Source organism: Streptomyces diacarni, from assembly GCF_003323715.1.
In the GTDB taxonomy this organism is placed as follows: Bacteria; Actinomycetota; Actinomycetes; order Streptomycetales; family Streptomycetaceae; genus Streptomyces; species Streptomyces diacarni.
In genome coordinates, this window is record NZ_QOIN01000039.1 from 238,651 (window position 1) to 260,659 (window position 22,009).

Sequence of the window (22,009 nt, forward strand, 5' to 3'; positions counted from 1 at the left end):
GTCAGGGTTCAGCTCAGGTGGTCCGCGGCGGTCGGGGCCCAGCCCGGGTCCTGAGCGGCGGTTCCGGCTCAGACCAGGTTGTCCTCGACGGTCAGTCCGAAGGCCCCTCGGCCGTACATCGCCAGGGTCCGCTCGGTGTCGTTGGCGACGTGCACGCTGCCGGCGTGCGCGTCGCGCCAGGCGCGTTCGATCGGGTTGCCGCGCCGCAGCGAGTTGCCGCCCGCGGTCTTGAACAGCAGATCGATCGCCGCGACGGCCCGTTCGGTGCCGCGTACCTGGTCCCTGCGTGTCCGCAGCCGCAGCTCCATCGGGATGTCACGCCCGTCGGACGCGTGGGCGAGCAGCTCCGCGATGTTGCGGTCGGTCTGGAGGATCGCGGCGTCGACGTCGGAGGCCGCACGGGCGATGGCGACCTGGGCGTAGGGGTCCTCGGCGAACCGGCCGCCACCGAGGCTGAGCCGTACCCGCTCGTTCATGACGGAGAGGTAGGACTCGTAGCCGCCCGCCGCCGCGCCGAGGACGGGGGCGGTGACCGCTGTGGTGAACACGGCCGCGAAGGGGATCCGGTACAGCGGACCCGGGTTGACCTGTTGCCCCGGGCCTGACAGCTGCGCCTGCTCGTAGTTGCGTATCACCCGGTGGGCGGGGACGAACGCCTTGTCCACGACGATGTCGTTGCTGGCCGTGCCGCGCAGCCCGACGACGTCCCACGCCTGCTCGATCCGGTAGTCCGTGCGCGGGACGAGCACCGTCATGAAGTCCACGGGCCTGCCCTGGTCACCGACCACCAGGGCGCCGAGCAGCGCCCACCGTGCGTACTCGCACCCCGAGGAGAAGCTCCAGTGCCCTGTCAGCTGGTACCCGCCGTCGGCCGGGGTGAGGCGGCCCACGGGTGCGTAGGCGGAGGAGAGCAGCGTGTCGGGGTCGCTCCCCCACACCTCGTCCTGGGCCTGCCCGGAGAACAGGGCGAGATGCCAGGGGTGCACCCCGAGCACGGAGGCGAGCCATCCGGTCGAGCAGCAGGCGGCCGAGACGGCGCGCACCGCCGCGTAGAAGTCGACCGGATCGGCTTCGAGACCGCCGTGGCGGCGGGGCTGGAGCATCCGGAAGACGCCGGAGTCGATCAGTTCGCGCACCGTCTTGTCGGGGACCCGCCCTGCCGTGTCCGTCTCCTGTGCCCGGTCGGCGAGGGCCGGGACGAGGCCGCGCACCGCCTCCACAACCGTGTTCCCCACCCTGCCGTCCTCCCTCTCGCGCGTGCGCGGACTCTCCTGCGTGCGCGGACTCTCCTGCGTGCGCGGCTTCTGCTGCGTGCGCGGGCCTGCGGTGTGTGCCGTTCGGTGCGCCTCGGTGCCCCGGGTCATCGGTGCGGTCCGCCCAGTTCCGTCTTGCGGATCTTGCCTGCGGCATTGCGCGGGAAGTTCTCGACGAGCACGACCTCGCGGGGGACCTTGAAGTTGGCGAGCCGTTCGCGGCAGTGGGCTGCGAGTTCCTGCCGGGTGGTCTCGGCACCCGGGCGCAGCCGCACGTAGGCGCGGCCGACCTCCCCGAGGCGGGGGTCGGGCACCCCGATCACGGCGGCCTCCGAGACGGCGGGATGCCGGGTGAGGGCCGCCTCGATCTCGGCCGGGTAGACGTTGAAGCCGCCGACGACGAACATCTCCTTCGACCGCCCCGTCACAACGAGCCTGCCGTGCCCGTCGAAGTGTCCGACGTCTCCCGTGGCCAGCCACCCGTCGCGGTCGACGGCCTCGGCACTCGCCCGCGGATCGTCGAGGTAGCCGCGCATCACGTTGTAGCCGCGCACGAGGATCTCGCCGTCCTCCCCCGGCGGCACCGGGCGGCGTGCGGCGTCGGCGACGACCACCTCCACGCCGTCGAGCGGGCGCCCCGCGGTGCCGGCGACGGCGTGGTCGTCGTCCTCCACCGAGCAGGCGGTGACGGTGCCGCACGACTCGGTGAGCCCGTAGGCGGTGAGGACGACGGGGAACAGTTCGGTCCTGATCCGTTTCACCAACGCCACGGGCACCGCGGCCGAGCCGGTGACCGCCAGGCGCAGCGAGGAGAGGTCGTACGCGGCGCGCGCGGGCGCCTCCAGCAGGGAGACGTAGAGTGTGGGCGGCCCGGGCAGCACGGTCACGGCCTCGTCCTGGACGAGGCGCAGCGTCTCGGCCACCTCGAAGACCGGTTGCAGGACCATGGTCGCCGCCCTCAGCAGGCAGGCGAGGACGCCCGCCTTGTAGCCGAAGCAGTGGAACATCGGGTTGATGATGAGGTAGCGGTCGCCGCGGTCCACTCCGGTCCGCTCGCACCAGGCGCGGTAGGTCCTGACGTTCTGGCCGTGTGTGGTGCGCGCGCCCTTGGGCCTGCCGGTGGTGCCGGAGGTGAACAACACGTCGGAGACGTCGTCCTGGTGCACGCCCGCCGCCCTGGTGGCCGCCTCGTGCTCGGGTGTACGGGCGCCGTGGCGCAAAAACGCCTCCCACGTCATCGCGCCGGCCCGCTCCTCGCCCCCGTGGTCGAGGGTGACCGCGTGCCGCAGAGCGGGCAGTGCGGGTGCGGGCCGCGCGTTACCCGCGCCTTGCCCCGTGTCGGCGGTTGTCCCGATGCCGATCATGGAGAGGTAGCCGTTGCCGAGGAAGCCGTCCTCGACCAGCAGCAGCCGCGCGCCGCTCCGCCGCAGCACCCACCGGGCCTCGTCGCCCTTGTAGCGGGTGTTGACGGGGACGAGCACCGCGCCCGCGCCCGCCACGCCGAGTGCCGCGGTGATCCAGCGGACGCTGTTGGGCGCCCAGAGCGCGACGTGGTCCCCGCGTTCGACGCCCAGTGCCATCAGCGCTCTGGTGACGGCCAGCGCCTCGTCGTACAGATGCCGGTAGGTCAGGCGCACTCGGCCGTCGACCACGGCCTCCACCTGCGGAAAGGTGCGCGCCGCTGCGGCGAGGACGCCGGGGAGGGTGGTCGGAGCGCTCTCGGGCATGCCGTCACTCCGCGGGCAGGAGACGCCGGGACGCCTCCTGGGCGCCGAGGACCAGTCCGGCCCGGTCGTGGAAGGCGTTGCGCTGTTCGGCCCTCGCCCCGTTTCCGCCCGCGACCCATACGGGCCCGTCCGCCAGGTGCTCCAGCCCCTCCCCGGCCACGTCGTCGGGTTCGGCGACGTCGAGTCCGGGCAGATCCATGCGCAGGCCTGCGCGCTCCATCGCCGGGGTGCGGGTCACCCCGAGGACGAGTTCGAGGACGTGGACGCCGAACGGCCGCAGCTCCAGCCACAACCCCTCGGAGAAGACCCGGCTGAAGGCCTTGGCGGCGGAGTAGACGCTGACCTGCCCCTGGCCCAGGTAGCCGGCCAGGGAGCCGACCAGCATGATGCCGCCGCTGCCGCGCTCCTTCATGCGTGCGCCGAAGTGGTGGGTGAGGGCGAGCTGGGAGGTGATGTTGAGGCCGAGCACGCCCTGAAAGCGGTCGAGGTCGCCGGTGACGAACTCGTGGCCGTAGCTGTTCGCCCCCGCGTTGAAGATCAGGAGCCCGATGTCGAGGTCTTCGGTCGCCTCGCGGACCGCGGCAGGCGCGGTCTCCGCCAGGAGGTCGAGCTGGAGGGTGCGGACCTCGACGCCGCGTGCGCGCGCCTCGTGGGCCGTCCGCTCCAGGGGTTCCGGCTTGCGGGCGATGAGCACGAGGTTGATGCCGGCCTCGGCGAGCCGGTGGGCGAAGGCGGCCCCCACGCCCTCGGAGCCGCCGGCGACGACCGCCCACGGTCCGTACACGTCCTTGTCGATCATCGGCTTCCTTCCTGTGGTGGTGCGTGGGCTCCTGGGGCACGCGCGGGGCCGGTGGGCAGGGGCCCGGGCGGCGGCGCTGGGTGCTCCCCTCACCAGACCGTGCGGGCCGCGCGTCCCGGGCGGTGCGTCCCGGTGAGCGGTACGCCGGTGCGTGCCGCTCGGGTCACCGTGGTGCGGGCGGCTGCTGTGTGCCGGTGGTGTCGAGTTCGGAGATGCTGTAGGCGGCGAAGTTGCGGTACGGGTCGCGGCCGGTGAAGTACGGCGTCAGCTGGGAGTCGAACTCCTCCGGCGTGAAGGCGCCGTCCGCCGCGGTGAACTTGTGTTCCACGGTGGGCGGAGCCAGCAGCGCCACCATGTCGCCGTAGACGACGAACACCTGTCCGTTGATGCCCTCCGAGGCGGGCGAGGCCAGGTAGCTGACGAACGCGGCGACACGCTCGGGGGCCATGATGTCGAGTCCGCCCGCGGCCTCCCCCGCGCCGAACGCGTCCGCCGTCATCGAGGTGCGGGCGCGTGGGCAGATGGCGTTGGCGCGCACCCCGTAGCGGGCGAGGCCCTGTGCGGTCGCCAGGGTGAGTGCCGTGATACCGGCCTTGGCCGCCGAGTAGTTCGGCTGGCCGGGCGCGCCGAAGAGGAAGGCTTCGGAGGAGGTGTTGACGACACGTCCGTAGACGGGTCCGCCGGCGGCCTTGCCCGCCGCCCGCCAATGCGCCGCGGCCGCGCGGGAGAGGGCGGCGTGGCCCTTGAGGTGGACGCGGATGACGTCGTCCCAGTCGGACTCGCTGAGGTTGAAGACCATCTTGTCGCGCAGCACGCCGGCGTTGTTGACGACGATGTCGAGGCTGCCGAACCTCTCCACGGCCGTCCCCACGAGGCGGTCTCCCATGGACCAGTCACCGATGTCCCCGGTCACGGCGACCGCGTCGGAGCCGAGGTCCTTGATCTCCCGCACGACCTCCTCCGCGCCGGCACCCACGTCGTTGACCACGACCCTGGCGCCGTGCGCCGCCAGTGCGAGCGCCTCGCTCCTGCCCAGACCCGCGCCCGCGCCGGTGACGACGGCGGTGCGGTCCGTCAGGTTGATCTCCGAGCTCATCTGTCCTCTTTCGTGTCGTGCGTGGTGGACACAGCGAGCGCGAAACTAGTATGAATTCTGGTTCTGCTGTGCGGGTGTCCCGCTCAGTGGTGGAAGGGCGGACCACTTCCCCGTGCAGGCGCCCCCTCACCCGTGACCGAACCGCGCACGACCGCCCGAGATCACCGTCCGCTCGGGCCCCGACGCCTCGAACCGCACCCCCTTCTCGCCGTCGCCCCAGCAGTGCGCCACCAGGCGGTCGCCGGGGAAGGCCGGGGCGGCGAACCGCCCCTGGAGCTCCAGCAGGTCGGCCGGGTGCGCTCCCAGTGCTCCGGCCACCGGAAGGGTGAGCGCCGCCATCGTGCACAGCCCGTGCAGGAACGGCCTGGACACACCTGCCGCCTTGGCCGCCTCGGGATCGACGTGCATGGGGTGCCGGTCCCCCAGCAGCCGGTAGAGCGCGGCCTGTCCGGGGTGGGTCGCCACGGTCAGCCGGCGGTCGGCGGGCCGGCCGGGCGCACCGGGCCGCGGCGGCGCGGCGGGCCCCCGCGCGCCGCCGAAACCACCGCACCCGGGGGCGAACAGCGACCACGTCGCCACGAAGCGGTCGCTGACCACCTCGATCTCGAAGACGGCGGCCGACCCCTTGTCCCACACTTCGGTGACGCGCGCGCTCATCGCCACCTCACCGGCCCTCGCCAGTGGCGCCCCTACGGTCAGCCGCTGCGCGCCGTGGACGGCCGTCGTGACGTCGAAGGCACCCAGCGAGCCGAGCGCGTCGGGGGCCCACTGCGCGAGTGTCAGGGCGAACGTCGGCAGCACCCGCAGCCGTTCCTCGTACACCAGGTCGAGGTCGCTCGGGTGGGCGCCGACCGCGAGCGCGTAGAGAATCGCGTCGCGCTCGGTGTAGGAGACGGTGCGCGAACCCAGGTCGTACCCGCGCCACGGGGACGCGGTCACCGCTCGCCCCCCAGGACCAGACCGCTGGTCGGCACACCCGTGCCGGCGGTCACCAGGACGTGGCCGACCCCCTCGGGCTGGTTCACCGAGGTACCGCGCACCAGCCTGACGCCTTCGGCGATGCCGTTCATCCCGTGCAGATAGGCCTCACCGAGCTGTCCGCCGTGGGTGTTCGCCGGCAGCCGGCCGCCGACCTCCAGATGGCCGTCCGCGATGAAGTCCTTGGCCTCGCCCCTCGCGCAGAAACCGAGCTCCTCCAGCTGCGGCAGTACCAGCGGTGTGAAGTGGTCGTAGAGGATCGCGGCGTCGACGTCCAAGGGGCCGAGGCCGCTTTGCGCGTACAGCTGCCGCGCCACCAGGCCCATCTCCGGGATGCCGCTGATGCTCGGCCGGTAGTAGCTGGTCATCATGTGCTGGTCCCGGCCGAGCCCTTGCGCGGCGCCGTGGATCAGGGCGGGCGGATGCGGCAGGTCGCGGGCGCGCTCGGCCGAGACGACCACCAGCGCCTGGCCGCCGTCGGTCTCCTGGCAGCAGTCCAGCAGGCGCAGCGGTTCGGCGATCCAGCGTGAGCTGCGGTGGTCCTCCAGCGTGATGGGGCGCTGATAGAACCAGGCGGCGGGGTTGGTGGCGGCGTGCTTGCGGTCCACCACCGCGACCCTGCCGAAGTCGTCACCGTCGGCGCCGTACTCGTGCATGTAGCGGCGGGCGAACAGCGCGACCCACTGGGCGGGGGTGTGGAGACCGAACGGGGTCATCCAGGCGTACGCGGCGCGGTCGGCGCTGGTGTCCATCGGCCGGTCGGCCTGCCCGAGCCCGTACCGCTCGCCGGAGCGTTCGTTGAAGGCCCGGTAGCAGACGACGACCTCGGCCGCCCCGGTCGCGACGGCCATCGCCGCCTGCTGGACGGTGCCGCAGCCGGCGCCGCCGCCGTAGCCGACGCGAGAGAAGAAGCTCACCTCCCCCATGCCCGTGTTGCGGGCCACGTGGATCTCGGAGTTGGTCTCCGCGGTGAAGGTGACGAGGCCGTCGACGTCGGCGGGCCGCAGCCCGGCGTCGGCGAGGGCCGCCAGTACGGCCTCGCAGGCGAGTTGGAGCTCGCTGCGCCCCGAGTCCTTGGAGAACTCGGTGGCCCCGATCCCCGCGATGGCCGCGGCCCCGCGAAGCGTGCCTGCCCTCATGACCCGACTGCTCCCCTCATGGTGCGCGTGCTCTTCTCATGACGCGGCTGCTGCCGTCTCGCCGACGCGAGTGCCGCGTTCACGAAGCGGCTGCTGTGTCCGGCGACGCCGTTGCCGTGCTCGCCGACGCGGCCGCCGTGTCCGGTGACGCGCCCCCCGTGCTCGGCAGGCGGACGGCGACGGTTCCGGTGACGTGGGCACCGAGGCTGTTGGTGCCCCGCACGGCGATCTCGACCCGGCGGCCCTCGTCCGTCTTGGCCGTCACCGCTCCGGTCAGCACCATCGTGTCGCCGGGATGGTTGGGGACGCCGAGACGGATCCGGATGGCCTCGACGACGGCGGCAGGGCCTGCCCACTCGGTCACGTACCTGTCGACGAGTCCGTTGCTGGTGAGGATGTTCATGAAGATGTCGCGGGAGCCGCGCTCCCGTGCCAGGTCCGGGTCGTGGTGGACGTCCTGGTAGTCCCGGCTCGCCAGTGCCGTGGCGACGATGAGCGTGCGGGTCACCGGGATCGGCAGGTCGGGAAGCACCTCGCCGACACGCACCCGGTCGTACGTCCTGGTGCCGGGCGCCGTCACGAGGCCGCTCCCCCGTGTGCCAGCTCCTCACCGAGCCGGAAGAGGTCGGCGCCCGCGCCTCCCAGGGTCGTCGCCAGCTGTCTGCCCCACAGGAAGTGGCGGTGCACCGGGTAGTCGATGTCCACCCCGATGCCGCCGTGCACGTGCTGGACGCGGTGGACGACGTTCGCCCCGCCCTCGGTGGCCCACCACTTGGCGACCAGCGCGGCCCGCGTCGCCCCTTCGCCGTCCTCCAATGCGGTCACCGCCTGCCAAAGCGTCATCCGCATCGCCTCGATGTCGATGTAGCAGTCGGCCAACTGGTGCCGGACGGCCTGGAAGGTGGCCAGCGGGCGCCCGAACTGCTCACGCTGGGCGAGGTGGCCGGCCGCGTGGCGCAGCGCGCCTTGCGCCACGCCGAGTTGTACGGCGGCGAGGGCGACGCTCGCGAGGTCGAGGGTCCCCCGCACCGCGCCGCTGCCGGGGTCGCCCAGCGCTTCGGCGGCGGCACCGTCGAGCCCGAGGTGGGCGCTGAGGTCGTGGCTGGTGGTCTCGGCCTCCTCCCAGGTGAGGCCGGCCGCGTCGGCCGCGACCAGGAAGAGGCGGGGCCCCGCGCCGGTGGCGGCAGTGAGCAGCACATGCCCGGCGCCGCCCGGTGAGGGCACGGCGGCCTTGGTGCCGCTGATCCGCCAGCCGTCCGCACCGTGGGTGGCCGTGGTCAGCGGCGCGTCGGGCCCGGCCGGACCGAACTCCTCCAGGGCCAGCGCGATACGGGCGCTGCCGTCCACGGCTGAGGGCAGCCGCGCCGCGCGCTGCCGCGCCGAACCGTGTGCGGACACCGCCATCGCGGCGACGAGCGCCGACCACAGCGGGACGGGCGCCACGCACCGCCCCTGCTCCTCCAGCAGCAGGCAGAGCCCGGCGGGGCCCAGACCCGCGCCGCCCGCCTCCTCGGGCAGTACCACACCGAGCAGGCCCGCCGCCGCCAGGTCGTCCCAGAGCTGCTGGTCGACGCGGGTCGCGGACGTCTCGACCGTCCGCAGCCGTTCCGGGGTGGCGCGGTCGGTGAAGATCTTCCGCGCCAGTTCCCGTACTGCTTCGAGCTCTTCTCCCAGGGAGAAATCCATTCAGCTCTCCTCCGTAGCGGCGGGCCGGAACACCGGCAGCGACAGGTCGGGATCGGCGTCGAGCCAGTCGAGGACGAGGGGCATCCCGACGCGCACCTCCTCGGGCGCGACACCGTCCAGGTTGGCGATCAGCCTGGTGCCCTCGGCGAGTTCGACGACCGCGACGAGAAGGGGGTAGGTGAAGGCCGGGTGCCGGGGATGGTGGTTGACCACGTAGCTGTAGAGGTGGCCGCGTCCGCCGGACTCGACGGTGTCCCACCACAGCGAGGAGCACTCCGGGCAGCACGGCCCCGGCGGGTGCCGGAGCGCGCCGCAGGAGGCGCACCGCTGGATCACCAGCCGGTGTTCCCTCGCCGCCTCGAACCAGAAGGCGTTGTCCCGGTTGACCGCCGGGCGGGGGCGCCGCGCCGGGGGCTCGGCACCGGGCTGAGCGGCCGATCCCCCGGTGCTGCGTTCCGCGCGCGGCCGGCCGGCCTCCCGCGGGCGGAACCGCAGGGTGCGCCAGCGTTGGGTGGCGACGAGACCACCCGCTTGGTCGCGGTAGGTCTTCACGGTGGTGACGAAACGTCCAGCGCCGAGCGCGGTCTTCTTCTCCGGGGAGATGGACTCCACGGTCTCCTGGACGGCGATGTGGTCTCCCGGCACCAGCTCGCGCCGGAACTCCAGCTCGGAGTCGGTCGCGACCACCGAGGTGTAGCCGCCCTCGTCCAGCAGCGCGACCAGGGCCGCGAGTCCGCCAGGTGCGGTGTCCCGCGCGGCCGGTGCGACGGTCGCCGCGTAGCCGCGCATCGTCCACGCCTGCACCATCGAGGCCGGCGCGACCACACCCGGCCGCCCCGTGGCGCGGGCCGCCCGCTCGTCGGTGTAGACCGGATTGCGGTCGCCCATCGCCTCGGCCCAGTGGCGGATCATCGGCTGGTTGACCGGGTCCTGTCCCGGAGTCGGGCCCGTCACCTCGCGCCCGACGAAGGCCCGCAGGCGTTCCTCGTAGGCCTCGCTGGCCGGGCTGCTCGTCCCGTCCTCGGTCCGGCTCGCGCCGTTCGTGGTGCTGCTTGTCCCGTCCGCCGAGCGGCTCGTTCCGTTCACCGGTCACGCCCCGCTCGGGGCAGGCCCAGGCCCTGGGTGGCCACCATGTCGCGGAGGACTTCGTTGACGCCGCCGCCGAAGGTGTTGACGATGCCCTGCCGGGAGAGCTGCTCGACCTGGCCCGCCAGCGCAGCGCCCGGCGACCCTGGCCGGATCCTGCCCGCGGCGCCCAGGATCTGGCTCAGGCTCCGCTGCACGGCGATGTGTGTCTCGGTGCCGTACGTCTTGGTCGCGCCGGCGTCGGCGCCGCTCAGCGTGGCGTGGGCGACGGCGTCGGTCATCTTCCAGTTCATCAGCCGCATGGCTTCGAGCCGGGCGTAGGAGTGCGCGAACTCCCTGCGCACCCATGCGTGTTCGAGGACTCCGCAGGCCTCGGCCCAGGCCCTTACCTGCTCCCACAGCTGGATCATCCGCCCGCCCAGCGCCGCGAGGCCGACACGCTCGTGGTTGAGCTGGGCCGTCATGAGCCGCCAGCCGCCGTCGACCTCGCCCACCACGTCACGGGCCGGGACCCGGACGCCGCTGTAGTAGGTGGCGGTCACGACCATGCCGCCCACGGTCTTGATGGGGCTCCAGGAGAAGCCCGGCGCTTCGGTGGGAACGGTGAGCACGGAGATGCCCCGGTGTTTGGGCGCGTGCGGATCGGTGCGGGCCGCCAGCCAGATGTAGTCGGCCGTGTTGGCGCCGCTGGTGAAGATCTTGCTGCCGTCCACGACGAAGGCGTCGCCGTCCCGCACCGCGCGGGTGGTCAGGGAGGCCAGGTCCGTCCCGGCGGCGGGCTCGGTGTAGCCGATCGCGAAGACCAGGTCGCCGGAGAGGATGCCGGGCAGGAAGCGCTGCTTCTGCTCCCGCGTCCCGTACGCCATGAGGGTCGGCCCGACGGTGTTCACGGTGACGAAGGGGAACGGCAGGCCCGCGCGCTGCACCTCGTCGAAGAAGACGTACTGGTCCGCCACCGGGCGGCCCTGGCCGCCGTATCCCCGTGGCCAGCCGATGCCGAGCCAGCCGTCGGCACCAAGCCGCCCCACGATCTCGCGGAAGCGTGGGCCGCCGACACCCTCCTCGCCGGCCCGGCGGCGCTCGTCCTCGGGCAGCAGGCCCGCGAAGTAGGCGCGCAGTTCGCGCCGCAGCTCACCTTGCGCGGCGGTCTCGCGCAGTCGCATGTGGTTCTCCCGTTCTCCACGTGTGGTCGCCGCCGGGCGCGGCCGAACCGCCGTTGCCCGGCGCGCATGGGGCCGTCGGCGCCGGGGTGCGGTCGAGCCGCCGCCCGGCGCGCCCGTCCCTGTCGTCCTGCGCGCCCTCGCCTGTGGGGGTCGTCGGGGCGTGGGCACCGGATGGGGTCAGCCCAGGAAACGTCCGCGTCCGCCTGCGAGGAACTCCTCGCGCAGCGCGGCCTTGTCCCCCTCGCTCATCGGCGCGTAGTCGGGCCGGCCGCGGCCCGCCCAGCGGTGGACCGCGTCCTCGGTGCGCCAGCCTTCGAGCTGCATCTCCTTCTTGCGCAGCTTTCCCGATCCGGTGGCGGGCAGCGCGTGGGAGACACGGACGAAGCGGGGCACGCCCTTGGGGCCGAGGTCCTCCTGGGCGGCCAGGAAGTCCGGCAGCCGCAGGTCCTCGAAGCGCGTCCCCTCGGGGATCTCGACGGCGGCCATGACCTGGTCGCCCGAGCGCGGGTCGGGAACCCCGAAGACCCCGGCGGTGACGATGAGGGGATGCCTGCGCAGGACGCGTTCGGTCAGCAGCGCGGAGGTGTTCTCCCCGTCGACGCGGATCCAGTCGCCCGAGCGGCCGGCGAAGTAGAAGTAGCCGGACTCGTCGACGTAGCCGAGGTCGCCGGTCCAGTACCAGCCGTGGCGCACGCGCTCGGCGTTCGCGGCGTCGTTGTTGTAGTAGCCCTCGAAGCTGGCGGCGCCCTCGGTGTCGACGATCTCTCCGATGGCCGCTTCCGGGTTCGTCACCCGGCCGTGCTCGTCCAGTCGGGCGGGCGGGCACGTCTCGCGCGTTGTGGGGTGGACGATCCGCACGCTCGCGCGCGCGGGCACACCGAGCGTGCCCGCCGGGCCGCCGGACGCCCGTTTGAGCAGGCCGCCGCCCTCGCTGGAGCCGTAGCCCTCGATGAGCCGGCAGCCGAAGCGGCGCAGGAACTCCGCGCTGTCCTCGGGCGAGGCTTCGGTGCCGAAGGCGTGCGTCAACGGGTTGTCGCCGTCGGTCTCCTCCTCGGGCTGCGCGAGGACGTAGACGATCGCCTTGCCCACGTACGTGAAGAAGGTGGCGCCGAAGAACCGCACGTCCGCGAGGAAACCCGAGGCCGAGAACTTCGGTACGAGGGCGAGGGTGGCGCCCGCGGCCAACGCGGGTGCCCACAGGGCCATCAGCGCGTTGCCGTGGAACAGCGGCATCGGGCAGTAGCACACGTCGTCCCGGCCTACCCGGTACTTGGCCGCGTTGGCGTGTCCGAGCGCGGCCAGCCTGCCCTGCGAGCAGATCGCCGCCTTGGAGGCGCCGGTCGTGCCCGAGGTGAACAGCAGCAGCATCCTGGTGTCGGGCGTGACGGCCGGATCGCGGGCGGGCACGCCCTCGGGTGCCCGCGCGTGGGCGGCCAGCAGAGCGGTGTAGTCCGGTTCGTCCACGACCAGGAACCGGTCGGGCGCCACGCCGATGTCCAGCCCGTCGAGGAGGCGGAGTCCGGCCCGGTCGGTGACGAGGAGCTGGCAGTCGGTGTGCCGTACCTCCTGCTCCAGGTAGGCGCCGCGCCTGGTCGGGTTGATTCCGACGACGGTCGCGCCGCTGAGGGCGGCGCCACCGAGCCAGAAGACGTACTCGGGCACGTTCTCCAGCAGGACCCCGATGTGGAAGGGCCCTTCGGTGCGCAGCGACCTGGCCAGCGCGGCGCGTGCCGCGCTCTGGGTGACGACCTCGTCCCAGGTGAGGTTCTGCTCGCGGGTCAGCAGCCCAGGACGGCGGTCGCCGACGCGGGCGAGGAGGAGATCGGCGATGGTCTCGTGTGGCACGGTCCGCCCCCTCACCCGGTGATCGGGGTCGCGCCGCCCGCGGCACGGTCGCCGGAGTCGTCCACCAGGACGCAGCGGATACCGCCGTGGAAGGAGACCATGCACTTGTTGCAGTGGATGCACAGCGATGGTGTCGCGGCGTCGGCCCGGATGCGGTTGACCAGGTCGGGTTCGCGCAGCAGCGCGCGCCCCATGGCCACGAACTGGAAGCCCTCGCGCATGGCCAGGTCCATGGTCCGCCGGTTGGTGATGCCGCCGAGCAGGATCAGCGGCATCTCGATTGCGGCGCGCACCTGCCGGGCCTGCTCCAGCAGGTAGGCGTCCTCGTAGGGGTAGCTGTGCAGCACCCGGTTGCCGACGAGTTTGACGCCCGTCTTGACGGGCTGGGGCATGACCTGGGCGAACTCGCGCAGCGGCGCGTCTCCCCTGAACAGGTACATGGGGTTGAGCAGGGAGCTGCCGACGGTCAGCTCCACGGCGTCCAGCGAGCCGTCGCTCTCCAGCCTGCGGGCGACGGGTATCGCCTCGTCCAGCCAGAAGCCGCCGGGCACGCCGTCGTCCATGTTCAGCTTGGCGATGACGGCGATCCGCTTGCCGACGGCGGCGCGCACCGCGCGGGCGATCTCGCGGGGGAAGCGGGCGCGGTTGTCCAGGCTGCCCCCGTACTCGTCCTTGCGGTGGTTGATGCGCGGGCTCAGGAACGAGCTGGCGAGGTAGTTGTGGCCCAGGTGGATCTCCACGGCGTCGAACCCGGCCTCGACGGCCATGGTGGCGGCCTCCGCGTGGTTGCGCACGATGCGCTTCAGGTCGCCGCGGGTGGCCTCCCTGGCGAAGCTCAGCGTCGTCTTGTGGAAGTGCCGGCTGGGCGAGAGGGCGGGGGCGCCGTTGGACTTCGGGTTGGCCACGGGGCCGGCGTGGCCGATCTGCGCGCAGACGGCGGCGCCTTCGGCGTGGACGGCCTCGGTCAGCTTGCGCAGCCCGGGGAGGGCCGCGGGCCGCCACAGGATCTGATGCGCGCCGGTCCTTCCCTCGGGGGCCACCGCGCAGTAGGCGACGGTGGTCATGCCGACCCCGCCGGCCGCGTGCCTCACGTGGAAGTCGATCAGCTCCTGGGTGACCAGTCCTTCGTGGCTCAGGCCCTCGTAGGTGGCCGCCTTGATCGTGCGGTTGCGCAGCGAGACGGGGCCGAGCTGCGCGGGAGCCAGTACGTCCGGATTCCCGGGCGCCTGGTGCGCTGTCTGGTTCAAGGGAAACCTCCGTTTGCCCACCGGTCCGGGTGGCGATCGGGACGTTATGCATCCGAGCCGTCGAGGGCCGGTGCACTCCCGCTGACCGGGAGCGGCGGAACGGCGGTTTTCCGCCCCTTCCCGGGGCCGTCGCTCGCCGCGCGCCGGTGGCAGCGCGTCAGTCGAAGTTGGCCTGTCCGCCGTCGAGCGGCACCGTCGCCCCTGTGAGGTAGCGGGCGTCGGGGCCGCAGAGCATGACGACGGCGCGTCCGATGTCCTCCTCGCAGTCACCGACGTAGCGCAGCGGTATGGAGTCGCGGAAGGCCTCCGCCTCCTCGGGGTTGGCCGCTTCCCACCTGAGGTAGCCGGGCGAGGTGGCGTGCGGCGCGATCGCGTTGACCCGGATGTTGTCGGGGCCCCACTCGCCTGCCGCGGTACGGGTCAGGGAGCGGAGCGCGGTCTTGGCCGCCGCGTAGGCACCGTAGGTGCGCAGGTCCCAGCGGACCATGGCCGAGCTGACCAGGTTGACGACGACGCCACCGCCGCGCTGCTTCAGGTGCGGGTGGCAGGCCTTCATGAACGCGAAGGCGGCGAACGGGCCGCTGTCGAAACCGCGCCGGAAGTCGGTGTCGCTCATCGACAGCAGAGGCCCGTAGGCCCCGCTGTAGGCGTTGTTGACGAGGATGTCGACGCCGCCCAGGCGGTCGGCGACCTCCTCCACCAGCCCCGGGGCGCGGTCGGTGTCCGCCACGTCGCAGCTCAGTGCCTCCGCCCTGCCCCCGCGCTCGGCGACCAGTGCGCAGGTCGCCTCCAGTTTCTCGGGGGTGCGCCCGAGGGCGGCGATCGACGCTCCCTCGCCGGCGAGCGCGAGAGCGATGCCCTGCCCGACGCCCGATCCCGCACCGGTGACGATCGCGACCTTGCCCTGCAGATGTCCCATCCCGCTCCTTCTTCCGTCGTCCGTGAGCGCTGTCCTTCACCGGGTGAGGCGTCCGGGACGGCCTGCCGGGCGCCTCGCCCCGCCAAGTCTTCGGCCGCGCCGCGCCTCGCCTGGGGCCGAGTCCCACTCAGCGGGGGAAGCGGGCCGCGGGGGCGGGCCCGGGTCCCGGTCACCGGGAACCGGCTGGTTCCCGCGGGCGCGGCGAGAAAAATGACGCGCACACCACCCACCCCCGGCGAGAGGGAGGCCCATGAACGCGGCAACGGAGCAGCAGGAATCGGCCGCGGACCTCGTGCGACGGCTGACCGGGCCCGGCGGCGCGTTCGAACTGGTGGAGGAGGACGTGCTCGGCTCCCGGATGCGGGTGTTCGCCCACCGGGGCGGTTCGCTGGCCCAGGTGGTGGCCGACTCGGTGCGGCACGGTGACCGCGACTACCTCGTCACCGAACGGACGCGCGTCTCCTTTACCGAACACGCCCGCCGGGTCGCGTCCCTGGCGCGCGCGTTCCACGACGAGTTCGGAGTGCGCCGGGGCGACCGGGTCGCGATCCTGGCCGCGAACGAGCCGGGTTGGATCACGGCGTTCTGGGCGACGGTCTCGCTCGGCGCGATCGCGGTCGGCTACAACTCGTGGTGGTCGGCCCGCGAGGTCGCCTACGCGATCGGCCACACGCGGCCGGCCCTTGTCGTGGCCGACGAGCGGCGGGCCCCGCTGGTGGACGACTCCCGCGTACGCCTGCTGACCCTCGCCGGCGACGTCGAGCGGCTCTCCCACGCGTACCCGGACGCGCCCTTGCCCTCCCCGCACATCGACGAGGACGACCCCGCCGCCGTCATCTACACCAGCGGCACCTCGGGCCGCCCCAAGGGCGCCGTGCACACGCACCGCAATCTGCTCGCCGTGATCGACTACCACCGCCTCAACGAGGCCGTGTCCGCCGAACTCGGCGATTCCGCGGGCCCGGCGGTCCGGCGCCACCTGCTGGCCCTGCCGCTGTTCCACATCGCGACCCTGCACAATCTCGCCGTCCCCCAACTCGCCCTCGGCGGCACCGTCGTCATGCACCAGGGAAGGTTCGACGTGGACCGGGTGCTGCGCCTCATCGAGCGCGAGCGGGTCACCAACTGGGGCGCGGTGCCGACCATGGCGCACCGCCTGATCGAACACGGCGGCCTGGAGCGGTACGACCTGTCGTCGCTCTCGGCGTTCGCCCTCGCCTCCGCGCCCTCCTCTCCGGCCTTCCACGAACGGCTGCGCCAGGCCCTTCCCGTCGCCCGGCGGTCGCTCGCCAACAGCTACGGGCTCACCGAGTCGGCGACCGGCGCGACCCTGGCCACCGCGGCCGATCTCACCGAGGCACCGGGGACGCTGGGCCGCCCCAACATCACGGTGCAGCTGGAGATCCGCGACCCGGGCGGGCGTGCGCTCCCCGAGGGCGAGGAGGGGGAGATCTGCCTGCGCAGCCCGTTCAACATGCTCGGGTACTGGGAGGATCCCGAGGCCACCGCGCAGGCGATCCGCGCGGACCGCTGGCTGCACACCGGTGACATCGGCGTGCTGGAGGGGGGCCGGATGAGGCTCACCAGCCGCCGCTCCGACCTGATCGTGCGCGGAGGCGAGAACGTCTACCCCGCGGAGATCGAGGAGGTGCTGGCCGAGTGCGAGGGGGTGCGCGAGTGCGTGGCCCTGGGGGTGGCGCATCCGGACCTCGGCCAGGAGGTGGTCGCCGTGGTGGTGGCCGACGGGGACTCGGGCGTGACGGCCGACGGCCTCGTCGCGTTCGCCCGGGAGCGGCTCGCCTACTACAAGGTGCCGGCCCGCTGGCGGATCACCGAGGAGAGCCTGCCGCGCAACGCCACCGGGAAGATCGCCCGCCACCTCATCCCGCCGTTGTAACGCCTTACGCCGTCGCCCCGCGCGAGTCACGACCAGAGCGCCCCGCCCGGAATCTCCGGGCGGGGCGCTCTGGTCGTGGAGCGGGTCCGCTCAGCGGGGGCGCGGCACCTGTTTGGCGATGAACAGGCCCTCCGTCGTCACGCAGTCGCGACCGCCGGCCGAGAGGGCACCGATGGTGCGGATCTTCCTGCCGTCCACGGAGACCTGCCGCCCCGAGACGGTCAGCGGCTCGAACAGCGGGGCGGGCCTGTGGTAGCGGACGGTCAGCTCGGCGGTCATCCCGACCAGGCCGGCCCAGTGGTTGGCGACTCCGAGTGTGTGGTCGAGCAGCAGCGCCGAGACGCCGCCGTGCACGCATCCGGGCGGCCCCTGGTAGGGCAGGCCGAGAGTGAGGGTTCCCGCCACGGAGCCGTCCTCGTCGCCGGTCAGCCGCAGCGGCGGTGCGAGCGCGTTCTCGGGCCCGGTCACCGGGTCGTGCCGGGTGATGCCGTCGCCGCGCCACATCTCGACCAGGCGTTCCTCGCGGGCAGGTGCCTGGTCCTCCAGGCTGTCGGCGACCGCGTGGAGTTGCTTGGCCACCCCGGTCATGTCGGCGTCCGTCCCCTCGCCGGCCTGAAGCAGCGCGTCGACGATCCGGCGGGCGGCGGCGACCGCCGCGTCGACCCCGCCGTCGCGGGGCTCGGAGACCAGTTGGGCGGGGCGCGCCACGCCGGGGGTGCCCGCCGTGCGGGTGGGCTCTTGACGGGGTGCGGCGTTCACGCGTTCACCACCGCGGTGGCGTGGGTGAGCACGGGCGCGTCGTCGCGCTCGGGGCAGGTGGAGCGCAGCAGCAGTCTGTCCGCTTCCCGCCACACCGCCGTGCGGAGGGTCTCCCCGGGGAAGAGGACGCCCGCGAACCGGACGGACAGCGACGCGAGCCGGGTCACGTCCCCGTCGAGCACGCCCTCGGCGAGCGCCGCGCAGACCAGCCCGTAGGAGGCGAGGCCGTGCAGGATCGGCCGGTCGAAGCCGGCGGCGCGGGCGGCCCGCGGATCGGCGTGCAGCGGGTTGAGGTCGCCGTTGAGCCGGTAGAGGAGGGCTTGCTGCGGCACGGTCGGTGTGTCCACCACGAGGTCGGCCCCGCGGTCGGGGGCCGACCAGGTCTCCTCGGGCCCCGGCTCCGAGGAGAAGCCGCCCTCGCCGCGTGCCCAGATCCGCATGGTCTCCGTCCACAGCGGTTCGCCCCCCGGGTCGCGGGCGGTCGACTCCCGTACGATCAGCGCGGCCTTGCCCTTGTCCCACACCTCGGCGACGCGGGAGCTGACCGTGGCCGAACCGGCCGCCGGCAGCGGGCGGTGCACCACGAGGCCCTGGCCGGCGTGGAGGATCGCGCGCAGGTCGATGTCCACTCCGGGCATGTCCCAGGACGCGCCCGGAAGTTCACCGGACGACACGCCCCTGCCGGCGACCATCGCGAAGGTGGGCAGCACCGCGAGCCCGCGTTCGTAGGTCAGGTGCGGCTGCGCTCCCGTGGCCGGGTCGGAGCCCGCGCCGAGGCTGAGGTGGTAGAGGAGGACGTCGCGGGTCGTCCAGCTGATCTCGCGCACGGAGGGGGGCGCGTTCAGCGCCTTGTCCCGGTCGATGGGCATGGTCGGCCTTTCTTCTCACGCACGCGCGGGGGCGGGCTCGGGGTCGCGCTCCAGACCGAGCAGGCGCTCCGCGATGATGTTCAGCTGCACCTCGGTGGTACCGCCCGCGATCGACATGCAGCGGGAGTTGAGGAACATCCAGGTGGCGTCCTGGCGCGGGCCCTCGCCGGTCAGCGCGGCGCTGCCCGACCAGTCCACGGCGGTCTCCCACACCTGTTGCAGATGCTCGACGCCGACGAGCTTGGCGATGCTGGCCTCGGCGCCCGGCTGTGCCCCGGCGACCGAGCGCAGCGTCGTCCGCAGGCCCAGCAGGCTGCCGGCCTGGGCGTCGCACAGGATGCCGCCGAGCGTCGTGAGCCGTTCGTCGTCCATCTCGTGCGGGCGGTCGGCCGCCCGCTCCAGCAGGGCTTCGCCGCCGGAGCCGAGGGAGGAGTCGTGGGACAGTGCGACGCGTTCGTTGGCCAGTGTGGTGCGGGCGAGTTTCCAGCCGTCGCCGGGGGCAGCGACGAGCATCGCGTCGGGGACGAACACGTCGTCGAGGAAGACCTCGTTGAACTCGGCCTCGCCGGTGATCTGCCGCAGCGGGCGGATGTCGATGCCGGGTGAGGCCATGTCGAGCAGGAAGTACGACAGGCCCCTGTGCTTGGGGGCTTCGGCGTCGGTGCGGGCGAGCAGGATGCCCCAGTGGGCGTCGCGCGCCATGGACGTCCACACCTTCTGCCCCGTGATCCGCCAGCCGCCGTCGGTGCGCACCGCGCGGGTGCTCAGCCCCGCCAGGTCGGAGCCGGCGCCCGGCTCGCTGAACAGCTGGCACCAGGTGAGGTCGCCGCGCAGGGAGGGCCGCAGGAACTTCTCCCGCTGTGCCGCGTCGCCGTGCGCGATGAGGGTGGGCACCACCCAACCGCCGATGACCATGTCGACGGCGGTCAGTCCTGCTTCCCGCATCTCCTCGCCGATGACCAGTTGGGCGACGGCGTCGGCCCCCTTGCCCCACGGGGCCGGCAGATGCGGCGCGGTGTAGCCGTGGTCGGCGAGGTGGTCGAGGCGCTCTTTGCCTTCCAGCTCGCGGGCGGCCCTCAGTTCGGCGCGGACTTCGGCGCGGACGGTCTCCGCCTCGGGCGGCAGCTCGACGCCGAGGCGGCGGCGGACGCCGTCGAGAGTGAGCCGGGAGACGCGGCGGCGCCACCGCGCGGTGGGGCCGAGGGCGAGACGCAGGGTCTGGGCCCTGCGCAGGTACAGGTGAGCGTCGTGCTCCCAGGTGAAGCCGATGCCGCCGAGGACCTGGATGCAGTCCTTGGTGGCGGCGAAGGCTGCGGCCACGCTGGTGGCGCCGGCGACCGCGGCGGCGAGCGAGGCCTCGCGGGGGTCCTCGACGGCGCCCGGGTCGCCCGAGCGTGCGGCGTCCCAAGCGCAGGCCCTGGCCTGCTCGGCGTCGGCGAGCATGCGGGCGCAGCGGTGTTTGACGCCCTGGAACTGGCCGATGGGCCGCCCGAACTGCTCCCGCACGCGCGCGTACTCGGCGGCCGTGGTCACGGCGCGGTCGGCGATACCGGAGGCCTCGGCGGCGAAGAGGACGGCGGCCAGGTCGAGCGGCGTCCCCGGGTCGAGGGTCAGGATGTCCTCGGCCGGTACCGACACCTCTCGCGCGGATATCCGCGACGAGCGGCGCGTCAGGTCGTGGCTGCGGTGGTCGGTGGTCTCCACCCGGCCCCGCGGCAGCAGCACCCATGCGGTGGTGTCGCCTTCCCGGGCCGCCAGGACGAGGACGTCGGCGACGTGTCCGCCGATGACCGGTTCCGACTCGCCCGTGAGCAGCGCCCGGCCGTCCGGTGAGCGGGTCAGCGTCAGGGTGCCGGGCCGCAGCCCGACGGCGCCCGTGGTGCTGCCGTCGGCCAGCCCGGGCAGGTGGGCGGTGTGGCCGGCGCGCAGCAGCACCGCCGAGGCGAGCACGGTCGGCAGGAAGGGGCCGGGGACCACGGCCCGGCCGAGCTCCTCGAGAACGACGGCGAGTTCGGTGAGGCCGTACCCCGCGCCGCCGGTGTCCTCGGGCAGGTGCAGGCCGAGCAGGCCCTGGTCCGCGATCCCCTGCCAGTAGGGCGGAAGCGTCTCGTGTTCGGCGTCCACGGCCTTGCGGACGACGTCCTGGGTGACGTGCCGGGTCGTGAACGCGCGGACGGAGTCGCGCAGGTCGCGGTGTTCTTCGGTCAGTCCGATGGTCATGGGTCTCAGATCCGTTCGATGATCGTCGCCGTCGAGTGCGCTCCGCCGGCGCACATGGTGACCAGCGCGGTCGACTTGTCGCTCCGCTCCAGCTCGTGGAGCGCCTGGGTGAGCAGCCGGGCCCCCGTCGAGCCCACCGCGTGGCCGAGGGCGATCGCGCCGCCGTTGACGTTCACCTTGTCCATGTCGGCCTCGTGGGCCCTGGCCCAGGACAGCACGACGGAGGCGAACGCCTCGTTGATCTCGACGAGGTCGATGTCGTCCAGCGTCATCGCGGCCTTGCGCAGGACGTGGGCGGTCGCCTCGATCGGCCCGTCGAGGTGGTAGTAGGGATCGGCGCCGACCATGCCGGAGGCGACGATGCGGGCGCGGGGCCGCAGCCCCAGGCGGGCGGTGCCCCGACGGCTCGTCAGGAGCACCGCGGCCGCTCCGTCGCTGATCTGCGAGGAGTTGCCCGCGGTGTGGATGCCGTCGGGGACCACGGGCCTCAGCCCGGCGAGCGCTTCGGCGGTGGTCTCGCGCAGCCCCTGGTCGCGGGTGACGACGGCCGTCTCCCCCGTGGGCCCCTCGGGGCCCACGGGGGCGTGGACGTCGACGATCTGACCGTCGAAGCGCTTCTCCTGCCAGGCGCGGGCTGCCCTGCGCTGGGAGGCCAGGCCGAGGGCATCGGCCTCGGCACGCGTGATGCCGCGGTCGCGGGCGATCCGTTCGGCGGCGGTGAACTGGTCGGGCATGTCCAGCGACCAGCTGTCCGGCACGGGGACGCCGGTGTCGGGCGTCTGCGCCTGCCCGAGGAAGACCCGGCTCATCGCCTCGACGCCGCAGCCGACGCCCACCTCGATCGCGCCCGCGGCGATGAGGCCGGCGACCAGGTGCACCGCCTGCTGCGAGGAGCCGCAGGCGCAGTCGATCGTGGTGCAGGCGGTGGTGTGGGGCAGGCCGGTGTGCAGCCAGGCGGTGCGGGTGACGTTGTTGGACTGTTCACCGGCCTGGGTGACGCAGCCTCCGACGACCTGCTCGACCTCCCGTGGTGCGACGCCGGCCCGCTCCAGCAGCTTCTGCTGTGTCAGGCCCAGCAGTTCGGCCGGGTGCAGGCCCGACAGGACGCCGCGGCGCCGGCCGACCGGGGTGCGTGCGGCTTCGACTATGACGGCCTCGGCCATGGTTCTCCGTAACGTGTGAGGCGGCCCGCGGGGGCCGGGTGGGTGTGTCGCGCTCCCCCAAAAACTAGAATTCGTTCTTTTTTTCGGCAACACCAGTCCCACTGAGTGGCCGCCGGCCCGCACCGGAGACCTCCCCGAACCGCGGCCCCCACCCGGCGCCCGT

Annotated in this window: 18 protein-coding genes; 1 reads left to right on the forward strand and 17 read right to left on the reverse strand. The window is 73.2% G+C overall.

Features of this window, described 5'->3' with window-relative positions; translation table 11 throughout:
- Positions 1–68 precede the first annotated feature (68 nt).
- The 13 genes from hsaA to DTL70_RS11100 all read right to left on the reverse strand — a co-directional run bounded on the left by hsaA (position 69) and on the right by DTL70_RS11100 (position 14,938).
- Positions 69–1,235: a 3-hydroxy-9,10-secoandrosta-1,3,5(10)-triene-9,17-dione monooxygenase oxygenase subunit gene (gene hsaA, locus DTL70_RS11040; RefSeq protein ID WP_114021799.1), complete on the reverse strand. Its 1,167-nt coding sequence runs from the start codon at positions 1,233–1,235 to the stop codon at positions 69–71.
- Positions 1,236–1,360: 125 nt separating this feature from the next.
- Complete coding sequence (locus DTL70_RS11045) at positions 1,361–2,980, reverse strand: FadD3 family acyl-CoA ligase (RefSeq protein WP_114021698.1); 1,620 nt, start codon at positions 2,978–2,980, stop codon at positions 1,361–1,363.
- 4 nt (positions 2,981–2,984) lie between these two features.
- Positions 2,985–3,779, reverse strand: a complete 795-nt coding sequence (locus DTL70_RS11050) for an SDR family NAD(P)-dependent oxidoreductase (RefSeq protein ID WP_114021699.1) — start codon at positions 3,777–3,779, stop codon at positions 2,985–2,987.
- Positions 3,780–3,942: 163 nt separating this feature from the next.
- A complete protein-coding gene (locus DTL70_RS11055) occupies positions 3,943–4,875 on the reverse strand; it encodes a 3-oxoacyl-ACP reductase (protein WP_114021700.1) in 933 nt (310 codons plus the stop codon).
- Between the two features lie 126 nt (positions 4,876–5,001).
- Positions 5,002–5,814 carry a MaoC/PaaZ C-terminal domain-containing protein gene (locus DTL70_RS11060; RefSeq protein ID WP_114021701.1) on the reverse strand — a complete coding sequence of 271 codons (813 nt, stop codon included), beginning with the start codon at positions 5,812–5,814 and terminating at the stop codon, positions 5,002–5,004.
- Positions 5,811–6,992 carry a lipid-transfer protein gene (locus DTL70_RS11065; RefSeq protein WP_114021702.1) on the reverse strand — a complete coding sequence of 394 codons (1,182 nt, stop codon included), beginning with the start codon at positions 6,990–6,992 and terminating at the stop codon, positions 5,811–5,813. Before DTL70_RS11065 ends, DTL70_RS11060 begins: the two co-directional genes overlap by 4 nt.
- 79 nt (positions 6,993–7,071) lie before the next feature.
- On the reverse strand, positions 7,072–7,572 hold the full coding sequence (locus tag DTL70_RS11070) for a MaoC family dehydratase (protein ID WP_342776480.1): 501 nt from the start codon (positions 7,570–7,572) through the stop codon (positions 7,072–7,074).
- Positions 7,569–8,678, reverse strand: a complete 1,110-nt coding sequence (locus DTL70_RS11075) for an acyl-CoA dehydrogenase family protein (RefSeq protein WP_114021703.1) — start codon at positions 8,676–8,678, stop codon at positions 7,569–7,571. The genes DTL70_RS11070 and DTL70_RS11075 overlap by 4 nt, the downstream gene beginning before the upstream one ends.
- Entirely contained in the window at positions 8,679–9,764 is a 1,086-nt protein-coding gene (locus DTL70_RS11080; RefSeq protein WP_114021704.1) for a bifunctional MaoC family dehydratase N-terminal/OB-fold nucleic acid binding domain-containing protein, read from the reverse strand.
- Positions 9,761–10,927: an acyl-CoA dehydrogenase family protein gene (locus DTL70_RS11085; protein WP_114021705.1), complete on the reverse strand. Its 1,167-nt coding sequence runs from the start codon at positions 10,925–10,927 to the stop codon at positions 9,761–9,763. Before DTL70_RS11085 ends, DTL70_RS11080 begins: the two co-directional genes overlap by 4 nt.
- A gap of 177 nt (positions 10,928–11,104) precedes the next feature.
- Positions 11,105–12,772 carry a steroid-22-oyl-CoA synthetase gene (casI, locus tag DTL70_RS11090; protein WP_114021706.1) on the reverse strand — a complete coding sequence of 556 codons (1,668 nt, stop codon included), beginning with the start codon at positions 12,770–12,772 and terminating at the stop codon, positions 11,105–11,107.
- An 11-nt stretch (positions 12,773–12,783) separates the two neighbouring features.
- Positions 12,784–14,019 (reverse strand): NADH:flavin oxidoreductase, encoded by a 1,236-nt coding sequence (locus DTL70_RS11095; RefSeq protein WP_114021707.1) that lies wholly within the window; start codon positions 14,017–14,019, stop codon positions 12,784–12,786.
- A gap of 157 nt (positions 14,020–14,176) precedes the next feature.
- Entirely contained in the window at positions 14,177–14,938 is a 762-nt protein-coding gene (locus tag DTL70_RS11100) for an SDR family NAD(P)-dependent oxidoreductase (protein WP_114021708.1), read from the reverse strand.
- Between the two features lie 250 nt (positions 14,939–15,188).
- On the opposite strand from DTL70_RS11100, the gene casG reads away from it, so the two are divergent.
- Entirely contained in the window at positions 15,189–16,835 is a 1,647-nt protein-coding gene (casG, locus tag DTL70_RS11105; RefSeq protein WP_114021709.1) for a steroid-24-oyl-CoA synthetase, read from the forward strand.
- A gap of 90 nt (positions 16,836–16,925) precedes the next feature.
- Here the strand turns inward: casG and DTL70_RS11110 are convergent, their stop codons facing one another.
- The 4 genes from DTL70_RS11110 to DTL70_RS11125 are packed head-to-tail and all read right to left on the reverse strand — an operon-like array spanning position 16,926 to position 21,846.
- Positions 16,926–17,594: a PaaI family thioesterase gene (locus tag DTL70_RS11110; RefSeq protein ID WP_245979254.1), complete on the reverse strand. Its 669-nt coding sequence runs from the start codon at positions 17,592–17,594 to the stop codon at positions 16,926–16,928.
- A complete protein-coding gene (locus tag DTL70_RS11115) occupies positions 17,591–18,463 on the reverse strand; it encodes a MaoC/PaaZ C-terminal domain-containing protein (RefSeq protein ID WP_114021710.1) in 873 nt (290 codons plus the stop codon). Before DTL70_RS11115 ends, DTL70_RS11110 begins: the two co-directional genes overlap by 4 nt.
- Positions 18,464–18,478: 15 nt before the next feature.
- Positions 18,479–20,683 carry an acyl-CoA dehydrogenase family protein gene (locus DTL70_RS11120; protein WP_114021711.1) on the reverse strand — a complete coding sequence of 735 codons (2,205 nt, stop codon included), beginning with the start codon at positions 20,681–20,683 and terminating at the stop codon, positions 18,479–18,481.
- A 5-nt stretch (positions 20,684–20,688) separates the two neighbouring features.
- Complete coding sequence (locus tag DTL70_RS11125) at positions 20,689–21,846, reverse strand: steroid 3-ketoacyl-CoA thiolase (RefSeq protein ID WP_114021712.1); 1,158 nt, start codon at positions 21,844–21,846, stop codon at positions 20,689–20,691.
- Positions 21,847–22,009: the final 163 nt, after the last annotated feature.

Bases quoted from the DNA above. Each gene is read 5' to 3' on its own strand.
- DTL70_RS11100 (WP_114021708.1), bottom strand. From the start codon at position 14,938: ATGGGACATCTGCAGGGCAAGGTCGCGATCGTCACCGGTGCGGGATCG.
- DTL70_RS11075 (WP_114021703.1), bottom strand. From the start codon at position 8,678: ATGGATTTCTCCCTGGGAGAAGAGCTCGAAGCAGTACGGGAACTGGCG.
- DTL70_RS11055 (WP_114021700.1), bottom strand. From the start codon at position 4,875: ATGAGCTCGGAGATCAACCTGACGGACCGCACCGCCGTCGTCACCGGC.
- DTL70_RS11045 (WP_114021698.1), bottom strand. From the start codon at position 2,980: ATGCCCGAGAGCGCTCCGACCACCCTCCCCGGCGTCCTCGCCGCAGCG.
- DTL70_RS11125 (WP_114021712.1), bottom strand. From the start codon at position 21,846: ATGGCCGAGGCCGTCATAGTCGAAGCCGCACGCACCCCGGTCGGCCGG.
- DTL70_RS11050 (WP_114021699.1), bottom strand. From the start codon at position 3,779: ATGATCGACAAGGACGTGTACGGACCGTGGGCGGTCGTCGCCGGCGGC.
- DTL70_RS11065 (WP_114021702.1), bottom strand. From the start codon at position 6,992: ATGAGGGCAGGCACGCTTCGCGGGGCCGCGGCCATCGCGGGGATCGGG.
- DTL70_RS11120 (WP_114021711.1), bottom strand. From the start codon at position 20,683: ATGACCATCGGACTGACCGAAGAACACCGCGACCTGCGCGACTCCGTC.
- casG (WP_114021709.1), top strand. From the start codon at position 15,189: ATGAACGCGGCAACGGAGCAGCAGGAATCGGCCGCGGACCTCGTGCGA.
- DTL70_RS11085 (WP_114021705.1), bottom strand. From the start codon at position 10,927: ATGCGACTGCGCGAGACCGCCGCGCAAGGTGAGCTGCGGCGCGAACTG.
- DTL70_RS11115 (WP_114021710.1), bottom strand. From the start codon at position 18,463: ATGCCCATCGACCGGGACAAGGCGCTGAACGCGCCCCCCTCCGTGCGC.